Origin of the sequence: Paeniglutamicibacter sp. ORCA_105 (assembly GCF_045798545.1) — a bacterium.
Taxonomy (GTDB): Bacteria; Actinomycetota; Actinomycetes; order Actinomycetales; family Micrococcaceae; genus Paeniglutamicibacter; species Paeniglutamicibacter sulfureus.
This window is the reverse complement of sequence record NZ_JBIXLM010000069.1, coordinates 1-10015: the sequence shown is the minus strand read 5'-3', so window position 1 is coordinate 10015 and position 10015 is coordinate 1. Positions and strand designations below refer to the sequence as shown.

8 protein-coding genes are annotated in these 10015 nt (G+C 66.8%); 6 read left to right on the top strand and 2 right to left on the bottom strand.

Annotation, left to right across the window (positions count from 1 at the left end):
• The first annotated feature begins 191 nt into the window (after nucleotides 1-191).
• From ACIPUB_RS19715 to ACIPUB_RS19705, 3 genes are read left to right on the top strand one after another with little or no spacing between them, the layout of a single operon-like run.
• Nucleotides 192-1586: an MFS transporter gene (locus tag ACIPUB_RS19715; RefSeq protein ID WP_407608935.1), complete on the top strand. Its 1395-nt coding sequence runs from the start codon at nucleotides 192-194 to the stop codon at nucleotides 1584-1586.
• Nucleotides 1587-3755 carry a molybdopterin oxidoreductase family protein gene (locus tag ACIPUB_RS19710; RefSeq protein ID WP_407608934.1) on the top strand — a complete coding sequence of 723 codons (2169 nt, stop codon included), beginning with the start codon at nucleotides 1587-1589 and terminating at the stop codon, nucleotides 3753-3755. It abuts the gene before it with no gap.
• Nucleotides 3752-5260 carry an FAD-dependent oxidoreductase gene (locus ACIPUB_RS19705; RefSeq protein ID WP_407608933.1) on the top strand — a complete coding sequence of 503 codons (1509 nt, stop codon included), beginning with the start codon at nucleotides 3752-3754 and terminating at the stop codon, nucleotides 5258-5260. Before ACIPUB_RS19710 ends, ACIPUB_RS19705 begins: the two co-directional genes overlap by 4 nt.
• A 34-nt stretch (nucleotides 5261-5294) precedes the next feature.
• On the opposite strand, the gene ACIPUB_RS19700 is transcribed toward ACIPUB_RS19705, so the two are convergent.
• A complete protein-coding gene (locus tag ACIPUB_RS19700; protein ID WP_407608932.1) occupies nucleotides 5295-5849 on the bottom strand; it encodes a cupin domain-containing protein in 555 nt (184 codons plus the stop codon).
• A gap of 302 nt (nucleotides 5850-6151) precedes the next feature.
• The gene (locus ACIPUB_RS19695; RefSeq protein ID WP_407608931.1) at nucleotides 6152-6931 is read right to left on the bottom strand and encodes a VOC family protein; all 780 of its coding nucleotides are present in this window, start codon (nucleotides 6929-6931) and stop codon (nucleotides 6152-6154) included.
• A gap of 297 nt (nucleotides 6932-7228) precedes the next feature.
• On the opposite strand from ACIPUB_RS19695, the gene ACIPUB_RS19690 reads away from it, so the two are divergent.
• The 3 genes from ACIPUB_RS19690 to ACIPUB_RS19680 are packed head-to-tail and all read left to right on the top strand — an operon-like array spanning nucleotide 7229 to nucleotide 9794.
• Nucleotides 7229-8188, top strand: coding sequence for a metal ABC transporter substrate-binding protein (locus ACIPUB_RS19690; RefSeq protein WP_407608930.1), 960 nt, complete (start codon nucleotides 7229-7231; stop codon nucleotides 8186-8188).
• Entirely contained in the window at nucleotides 8185-8928 is a 744-nt protein-coding gene (locus tag ACIPUB_RS19685; protein ID WP_407608929.1) for a metal ABC transporter ATP-binding protein, read from the top strand. Before ACIPUB_RS19690 ends, ACIPUB_RS19685 begins: the two co-directional genes overlap by 4 nt.
• Entirely contained in the window at nucleotides 8925-9794 is an 870-nt protein-coding gene (locus tag ACIPUB_RS19680) for a metal ABC transporter permease (protein ID WP_407608928.1), read from the top strand. The genes ACIPUB_RS19685 and ACIPUB_RS19680 overlap by 4 nt, the downstream gene beginning before the upstream one ends.
• The last annotated feature ends 221 nt before the right edge of the window (nucleotides 9795-10015 follow it).

The following is a 10015-nucleotide window of genomic DNA, read 5'->3' as shown; positions in this document are numbered from 1 at the left end:
GCCACAGCCTTTTTAACGAGGCATCCGGCAGGCGGCAGGGATCATGTTTCGGCCAGGTTTCCTTTTCCTCCCCCTCCCGGGCACTTGGGTGATCTACATGTTCGCTTCCCGCAACAACAAGTGCGTCCATGTGAAACTTCCCTCGGCAATGCTTGAAGACATCAACCACCAGGCAGAGGGGACGATACGTCTTGAGCGCACAGCTAGAGCAGGAACAACATCGCACCGGCACGCCGACAACGCAGGCCCGTCTCGAGATGGGTCCGGGTCGCTGGGTACACAATTGGGATGCCGAGGACCCGGGATTCTGGGAAAGCATCGGCCGCACCACCGCCAACACCAACCTTCGCTGGTCGATCTTCGCCGAATTCCTGGGGTTCGTCGTCTGGCAGCTCTTTGCGGTGGTCGCGGTCTACCTTCCGGCCGCCGGCTTCCAGCTGAGCACCACCCAGCTCTTCTGGCTGATCTCCATGCCGAGCCTGGTCGGTGCCACGCTGCGGATCCCCTACACCTTCATGGTCGCCCGCTTCGGCGGGCGAAACTGGACGATTGTCTCGGCCCTGCTGCTGCTGATTCCGGCCGGCGGACTGGCCCTGGCAGTCTCAAACCCCGCGACCCCCTTCTGGGTGTTGCTGGCCCTGGCCGGTCTGGCAGGATTCGGCGGCGGCAACTTCGCTTCCTCGATGGCCAACATCACCTACTTCTTCCCTGCCTCGCAGAAGGGCTGGGCGCTGGGACTGAACGCCGCCGGAGGCAACCTGGGTGCGGCAGTGGCCCAGCTGCTCGTCCCCATCGCCATCACCATCTTCGCCGCCGGTTCCCTGCAGTTGCCGCTGGCGGGGCTGATCTGGATCCCGCTGATCCTTCTGGCTGCCTACGGCGCCAAGCGCAACATGCACAACCTGAGCACCGCCCGTTCGGACGTGCGAGGCGCACTGGCCTGCCTGCGCGAACCGCACCTGTGGATCATTGCCGCCCTCTACATCGGGACCTTCGGCTCCTTCATCGGGTTCTCGGCCGTCTTCCCCAAGCTGATCCACGACACCTTCCCGCAATATTCATCCTTCACCCTGGGCACCGCGGCACTCTCCCTGGCGTTCCTCGGACCGCTGGTGGGATCCCTGGCCAGGCCGGCCGGCGGCAAGCTCGCCGACAAGATCGGCGGGGCGCGCATCACCCTGTGCGCCCTGGCGGTCATGGGCCTGGTGACCCTGGGCGTGGTGCTCATCCTGCCGGCGGCCAACTTCTGGGTGTTCCTGGCCCTGTTCCTGGTGCTCTTTGCCGCCAGCGGCATCGGCAACGGCTCGACCTACCGGATGATCCCCGTCGTTTTCGCCTTGCGCGCGGAAAACAACACCGGCAACGTGTCCGCGGCACGCAAGGGTGCCGCGGCCCTCGGATTGATCTCTGCCATCGGTGCCTACGGCGGCTTCATGATCCCGCAGGCCCTGGGGCTGTCCCTGTCCCGCAGCGGCTCCTACACGGCGGCTTTTGTGGTCTTCGTGGCGCTGTACGCGGCCCTGATGTTCCTGGTCTGGTTCTGCTACATCCGCCGCGGCACAGCATTTGCCGGACGGAACATCTAAATGACGATCACCGCCCCGGACCCCAAGACCACGCCCACGCACTGCCCTTACTGCGCCCTGCAATGCGGCATCAGCCTGGACCCCAGCCCCGGTGCCGGTGCGCGGGAACCGGTGCTGCTGACCGGGCGTGACTTCGAGACCAATGCCGGGGCGCTGTGCCGCAAGGGATACAGCGCGGCCAACCTGCTCAACCACCCCGAACGGCTGGGCAGCCCGCTGCTCCGCCGACCCGACGGCGGCTTCGACCCGGTGGGCTGGGAGGAGGCACTTGACCTGCTGGCATCCCGCGCGGCATCCATCCGCAAGGAGCACGGGGCCGACGCGGTGGCGGTCTTCGGTGCCGGCGGACTGACCAACGAAAAGGCCTACCAGCTGGGCAAGTTCGCCCGCCTGGCCCTGGGAACCTCGCGCATCGACTACAACGGACGCTTCTGTATGTCTTCCGCGGCTGCCGCGGGAAACCGGGCCTTCGGCCTGGACCGCGGCCTGCCCTTCCCGCTGGCGGACCTTGATGTCGCCTCGATGATCCTGATGCTGGGCTCGAACGTCGCCGAGACCATGCCGCCGTTTGTCCGCCACCTGGAAAACGCGCGCGCCTCCGGCGGGCTCATCGTGGTCGACCCGCGCAGGTCCGCCACCGCCGAGCTGTGTGCGGGCGGGTCCGGCTGGCACCTGCAGCCCACCCCGGGCACGGACCTGCAGCTGCTGCTGGGCTTGGCGCACGTGTTGCTGGCCGAATCCCTGGTCGACGGCCACTACCTTGCCACGCGAACCAACGGGCTGGCGGAACTGCGGGCCTCGGTCGGCTCGTGGTGGCCCGAACGCGTCGCCACCATCACCGGCGTTCCCGCCGCGGAGATCCGGCGCACCGCCCGCGCCCTGGCCACCGCGGCCACGGCCGCCAAGACCGGCGGCGGTGGCGTCTACATCCTGACCGGGCGCGGGGTCGAACAGCACGCCAACGGCACCGACACCACCACCGCCGCCATCAACCTCGCCCTTTTGCTGGGCCTGCCCGGCACCCTGGCCGGGGGTTTTGGCACCATCACCGGCCAGGGCAATGGCCAGGGCGGGCGCGAGCACGGGCAGAAGTCCGACCAGCTTCCCGGCTACCGCAAGATCACCGATCCCGCCCACCGCGAACATGTGGCCAGGGTATGGGGCGTGGCCCCCGAAACCATTCCCGGTCCCGGCATCCCCGCCACCGAGCTGCTGCACACCCTGGGCACCGAGAACGGGGCGCGAATGCTGATGGTCCACGCCTCCAACCCCGTCGTCTCCTCCCCCGATGCCTCCAAGGTCCTGGCCGGGCTGCGCCGCTTGGACTTCCTGGTGGTCTGCGACTTCTTCCTCTCCGAGACCGCAGCCGAGGCGGACCTCGTTCTGCCGGTGCTGCAGTGGGCCGAGGAAGAGGGCACCATGACCAACCTCGAGGGACGGGTCCTGCGCCGCCGGGCGGCACTTGCCCCGCCCGAGGGGGCACGCGGCGAATTGTGGATCATGGCCGAACTCGCCAAACGGCTGGATTCCCCCGGAACGTTTTCGGCCGACGCCCGCGAGGTCTTCGAGGAGCTGCGCCTGGCTTCGGCCGGCGGGCTGGCCGACTATTCCGGCGTTGACTGGGACGACCTTGACGCGGGGGCGGCCGTCTACTGGCCCTGCTCCGCCGGCCACGAGGTGTCCCGGGTTCCGGGGCAGCGCTCGGGCACACCGCGGCTCTTCCTGGAGGGGTTTGCCCATCCCGATGGAAAGGCACTCCTGGTCCCTGTGCACTCGCGCGCCCGCGTCGAGGCGCTGCACGCCGATGGCCAGTTGGCGCTGGTCACCGGGCGGTTGCTGGAACACTACCAATCCGGGGCGCAAACCCGCCGAGTCGCCGAACTGGCAAGGGCGGCACCCGAGGCCCGGTTGGAAATCCATCCCGGCACCGCCCGCGCCCACGGCATCACCGAGGGCCAACGCGTCGCGGTGCGCAATGTGCGCGGGGAGGTCGTGGCCCGGGCGGCCCTGAGCACAGCGGTTCGCCTGGACACCGTGTTCCTGCCCTTCCACTTTGCCGGAGCCCAGAACGCCAACCTGCTCACCGGTTCCCAGGTCGATCCGCTCAGCGCCATGCCCGAATTCAAGAACGCACCGGTGTCCCTGCACCCGTTGGGAGATGAATCATGAGTGAGACGATCCGCGAACGCATCCTGGTCATCGGCTTCGGCCCGGTCGCGGCCTCGTTGCTGGAGGGACTGCTTCCGGGCCTGGCCGCGGGCCTGTTCACCGTGGATGTCGTCTCGGCCGAGGAACATGCCGCCTACAACCGCGTGCTCTTGGCCGAGGTGGCCAGCGGCGCGACTTCGGCGGAGCACCTGGCGATGATCGATCCGCATCGCCTGGTGGCGGCGGGCGTCGGTTTGCACCTGGGGGAAACCGTCACGCGGGTGGACCGCTCGCGCCGCCGGGTGCACCTGGGCTCCGGACGAACGCTGGGCTATGACCGGCTGGTGTTCGCCACCGGCGCCCGTCCGGTGGTACCGACGCTGAACGGGCTGGACTTCGCCCCGCATGCCGAGGCCAACCTGCCCTCCGGCGTCATGGCGCTGCGCACCCTCGAGGATGCCGCTGCGCTAAACCGGGTGCTGGGGTCCGGCGGCCGGGTGTTGGTGCTCGGTGGCGGCATCCTGGGCATCGAGGCGGCCCTTGCCATAGCGGAGGCCGGGCACCGTCCGGTGCTGGTGCACCACGGCCCGGCCCCGCTGGGCCGTGCCGTGGACACCGATGGCGGCATGCTTCTGGCCCGCTCCCTACGTAGCGCCGGCGTCGAAGTCGTGTCCGGGGTCCGGGCCACCGCAGTGCGCCGGGATTCCTCGGGATTCACCGCGCTGGCGACCGAGGACCATGGCGAGATCACCGGGGATGCGCTGCTGCTCTCTTGCGGGGTACGGGCACGCACCGAGCTGGCCGCCGGTTGCGGGCTGAAGGTCGGCAGGGGCATCCAAACCAATGAATACCTGGTGGCCGACACCGAGAACCGGGTCTTTGCGATGGGAGACTGCGCCGAGGTGGCGGGGGCTGCCCCGGCCGGGTTGTTGGCCCCGGGCTGGGCCCAGGCAGCATGGTTGGCGGATTTCCTGCTCACCCACCGGGCGCCGGCCCCCGACGCGGCCAGCGCACCGCTGGATCCACCGACTGCCGCACCGAGCCACGGTGCCTCAAACGTGTTGATGCTCAAGGGCCAGGGCCTGGAGCTGGTGGTTGCCGGAAACGTGATGGCCGGCCCGTGGGACGAGGGCCAGGCGCGAGTGAGCGTCTTTGCCGATCCGAAGGCGGGCCGATACCTCAAGCTCGTCACGGAGCAGGATGTGCTGACCGGGTTCCTGGCGATCGGGTTGCCGCGCACGGGTGCCGAAATGGTGCTGGCCTTTGAACGTGGCAGCACGTTGCCGGAAGATCGATCCTCGTTGCTGCGGCTCGATGACCCGGGCACGGACGAGTCACTGGTTGCCGCGGGTGCCGATGACCAGCTTTGCCGTTGCTCGGGTGCCACTCACGGGCAGGTGGCCCACGCCGTGGAAGAAGGCTGCTCCACGGTGGCGGAGGTCGGTGCCGCTTGTCGGGCAGGTACGGGCTGCGGCGGGTGCCGCGGGAAGATCGAGGCGATGTTGCGGGTCCCTGTCCCGGCTTAGACACATCGAGCAGGGGAGGTCGTCGTTCGAAAACTCAGGAATCTTCGTCAGGATGTCCGCTACGCAGTCCGATACGGCGGCCAATCGCGCCCAGCGCGGCCAGAGGAGCGCTGAGCATGCGGTGTTGTGAAGCGGTCGCAAAATCGAATTCCTCGCGATAGGCGTCCAGCAGCACCGCCATCTGCAGCGGGTTTCGGGGAAGTCCCGCGGCATTGGCCTTGCCCTCGGATGCCAGCAGACAGAACATTGCAAAGAATTCCTCGGCGTGCAGTGCGGGGCTCAGCCGCACGATCGCATGTGCGGGCTCCCCGGCATTGCCCCATCGGTGTGCGGTACCCGGCGGAATGACGCTAACTTCGCCAGGACCCAGCACCGTCCGCTTGTCACCTTTTACCAAGTCAAGACGCCCGAAAACCGTGGTGAAGCGCTCTTCCTGATTCGGATGGCGGTGGGCGGCCGCCACCCGCGCGCCCGGTGCCAAGTGCAGATCAAACTCGCAGTATTCCCCACCCGTTGACACTCGCGTCGCCCGCCAGACAAATCGTTCGCCGGAGCGGGCATTGACCATCTCTTCTCCAATTTGCACCATGTTCCGAGACTAGACTCACTGCCACCCCAAGGCCATGGCCACGGTGATTTCAGTGCCCGCGTCTTGCCCCGATCCGGGGGCAGGCTCGATGCGCCTCGACTGGCTGATATATATATGCCTTCGGAGTTGACCGGCAAACCCACGTCTATCCTGCGGGTCTCGGTCCCGGCCTAAACGCGGGACTCGGCAGCGGACATCACATGAAGGGCATTGGCGTCGGCGCCTCGCGCCCCAAGCGGCAAAGCGCCGACGTCAATGTTTCCCCCCTGCCGTCGGGAACCGGTGGCCCGGTCCCGGCACATTTAGCCTTGCCCGATGTCCTGGGTAATCCAGAACTCCGCGCCCGTTGGATCCTTCAGCGCTGCATTGCGCCCGAAGGGCGTATCTTCCGCAGGCTGGATGACCTCGCCACCCAACGCCAAGGTCTTTTCGATGATGGCGTCGGCATTCTCCACCGCGAAGTACACATGCCAGCTGGCCGGTGCGCCCTCGGGCAGGAACGAACTGGCATCCATGATCCCTGCCTTGGAATCATCCCCGGCACCGAGTGTGGTGTATCTGAATTCATCGGTGTCGCCCACCACCGCGGTGTCCCAGCCGAAGACGTCCTCGTAGAACTTCACGGTAGGGGCAAAGTCCCGGGTAAAGAGTTCGTGCCAGGCGGGTGCACCGTTTTCGGCAACCACTTCGTATCCGGTGTGTCCGCCAAACTCCCAGATGCCCACCGCCGCGCCTCCGGCGTCCCCGAACATCGCCATCTTGCCCTGCTCGGGAACCTCCATGGGCGGCAGGTAGACCTGCCCGCCGTGCTCGGCCGCGGCCTTCGTTGCGGCGTCGATGTCATCCACCCGCAGATAGGTGGTCCAGACATCCGGGGACCCAGAGGTACCGTCGTTGTTCATGATCCCGGCCACCATCTTCCCGTCCTTGGAAGCGGTGATGTAGCCGCCATACAGTTCTGCGTCCCCCGCCTCGTAGGTCCAGCCGAAGAGCTCTGTGTAGAACGCCTGGGATTTCTCCGGGGCGGAGGTCAGCAGGTCGATCCAGCAGGGAGCGCCGACTGTGAGTTCCGGCTTGGGCATGGTGCCTCCAACGCAATGAGTGAGGGTGTGCAAAGGTGGATCCAGGCGTGAGTCTATGCCCGCGGTCGCGCCACATCAATGGGTGGAAGCCACGTACGTAGGATGGAGCGTCCGTCCGTCTCATCCACCGCCCTGGCACCGTGGCCCCGGCGGACCGGAGTTCTTCCCCGAACCCAACCCCTCCACGACGTCGGAACAACCAGGGTTACGCCAAGGCGTACATCCATCTACGTCATGCCGTACTATGAATTACCCGTTGTTTTTACCCACCGACACACCGCCCCGCATAGGACCTCAATGACGAATCCTTCCCGCACCCGCGCCTTTACCTCCTGGCGCCGCCGGCTGTCCGCGGCCCTGGCCTGCCTGGCACTTGCAGCAACGCTTTCCGGATGCGACTCCCCCGGTGCCATTTCCGGCCAGGACGACTCCGACCGTCCGGTGGTGCTGACCACCTTCACCGTGCTGGCCGACATCGCCAGGAACGTAGGCGGGGACAAGATCACCGTCGAGTCGATCACCAAGGCAGGTGCCGAGATCCACGGTTATGAACCCACGCCGCAGGACATCGCCAAGGCCTCGCGCGCGCATCTGATCCTGGACAACGGGTTGAACCTCGAGGCCTGGTTCGAGCAGTTCATCGTCGAACTCGACGTGCCGCACGTGGTGGTCAGCGAAGGCGTCGAGGTCATGGACATCTCCGAGGACGCCAATGCCGGCCTGCCCAACCCGCACGCCTGGATGAGCCCGGTCAACGTGCAAATATACGTGGAAAACATCCGCGACGCCTTTATCGAACTCGACCCGGAAAACCGCGAGTACTACACCCGGAACGCCACTGCCTACAACGCGGAGCTTGAAACGCTGGAGAAGAACCTGGTCCAGGGACTCTCCGGGCTCAAGGAGAATGAGCGTGCTCTGGTGACCTGCGAGGGCGCCTTCTCCTACCTGGCCCGCGACGCCGGCCTCACCGAAAAATACATCTGGGCGGTCAACGCCGAACAGCAGGCCACCCCGCGGCAGATCGCCTCGGCCATCGAGTTCGTCAAGGACAACGAGGTGCCCGCGGTGTTCTGCGAATCCACCGTCTCCGACGCCCCGATGCAGCAGGTGGTGCAGGGTTCGGGAAGCACCTTTGGCGGCACCCTGTTCGTCGACTCGCTCTCCGAGGCCGACGGCCCGGTACCCACCTACCTCGATCTCATCCGGCACGACACCGACGTGATCCTTCAGGCCCTGACCGGGGAAAAGCCATGAGCGCCCCGGCCGTCACCGTCCAGGACCTCACCGTGCGCTACGGGGAGGTCCTGGCCCTGAAGGATGCCAGCTTGGAATTGAAGAACTCGCGCATCTGTGGCCTGGTGGGCATGAACGGTTCGGGAAAATCGACCCTTTTCAAGGCCATCATGGGCCTGGTCAAGCCAGACTCCGGGACGGTGCGCGTCAACGGCGGCACCCCCGCCCAGGCCCGCAAGTCGGCGGCCATCGGCTATGTACCGCAAAGCGAGGACGTGGACTGGGCCTTCCCGGTCTCGGTGCACGACGTGGTCATGATGGGCCGCTACGGGCACATGGGGTTCACCCGCCGCCCGTCCAAGGCCGACAAGCTGGCGGTCGACGAGGCCCTCGAACGCGTGGAACTCACCGACTACGCCCAGCGGCAGATCGGGCAGCTCTCCGGCGGGCAGAAAAAGCGCGCCTTCGTAGCGCGCGGCATCGCCCAGGACGCCACGATCCTGCTGCTCGATGAACCGTTCGCCGGAGTCGACAAGCGCTCCGAGGCCACGATCACCCGGCTGCTGCGCGAACAGGCACGGGCAGGGGCAGCGATCCTGATCTCCACCCACGACCTGCACGCCCTGCCCGAACTGGCCGACGAGGCGGTGCTGCTGATGCAGCGGGTGCTCATGCACGGGGATCCCAAAACGGTCCTGCGCCCCGAAAACCTTGCCCTGGCCTTCGGCCTGGACGTGCTGGGACGGGGGGACGCAGCATGAACCTGGTCGACTTGCTCCTCGAGCCGCTGGGCTACGGCTTCATGATCAACGCCCTGGCCACGGCGGTGACCGCCGCTGCCGTCTGCGCGGTGCTCTCCTGCTGGCTGGTGCTGATCGGCTGGTCGCTGATGGGCGACGCCGTCTCCCACGCGGTGCTCCCGGGCGTCGTGCTGGCCTACGTGTTCTCGGTGCCCTTCGCGATCGGCGCATTGCTCTTCGGTTTCCTGGCCGTGGCACTGATCGGGGCGGTGCGCGACACCAGCCGCATCAAGGAGGACGCGGCCATCGGCATCGTCTTCTCCACGCTCTTTGCCCTGGGCCTGGTGCTGATCTCGGTCACCCCCTCGCAGACCGACCTGGGCCACATCATCTTCGGGAACCTGCTGGGCGTCTCCAAGCCCGAGCTGATCCAGATCGTGCTGCTTGGCGTGCTGGCCCTGGGCGCGTTGCTGCTCAAGCGCCGGGACTTCACACTCTTTGCCTTCGATGCGACCCACGCCCACGCCATCGGGCTCAATCCGCGCCTGCTGGGTGCTGCGTTGCTGGGCCTGCTGGCACTGACCTCGGTGGTGGCGCTCCAGGCGGTGGGCGTCATCCTGGTGGTCGCCATGCTGATCATTCCCGGTGCCACGGCGCACCTGCTCACCGACAGGTTCGGGCGCATGCTTCTCATCGCCCCGGCGGTCTCTGTCGCCTGTGCGGTCATCGGGCTGTACATCAGTTACTACCTGGACACGGCATCGGGCGGCATGATCGTGCTGACCCAGGGAGCGGTGTTCGCCCTGGTCTACCTCTTCAGCCCCACCCAGGGGCTGCTGGGACGCCGCATCTCCAGATCGGCGCGCCGCCTGCGCACCCCCAAGTAATACCCAGCCACCCGAAGCGGCGGACACCAGGCCGTAAGGGGGGCGCCCCGCCCGTCCCGACAGGTTTCCACAAGGTACAAAAGAAGCCGATGTTGCGCTGCAACATCGGCTTCTCGTGTGTTTGCTGTGGGTGCGGAGGGGGTTACTCGGCCAGCGTGTGCGATTCGGTCGCGCTGCGCTCGATCGTCTCCACCTTTTCGTCGGACGGATCCTGTGCCTGC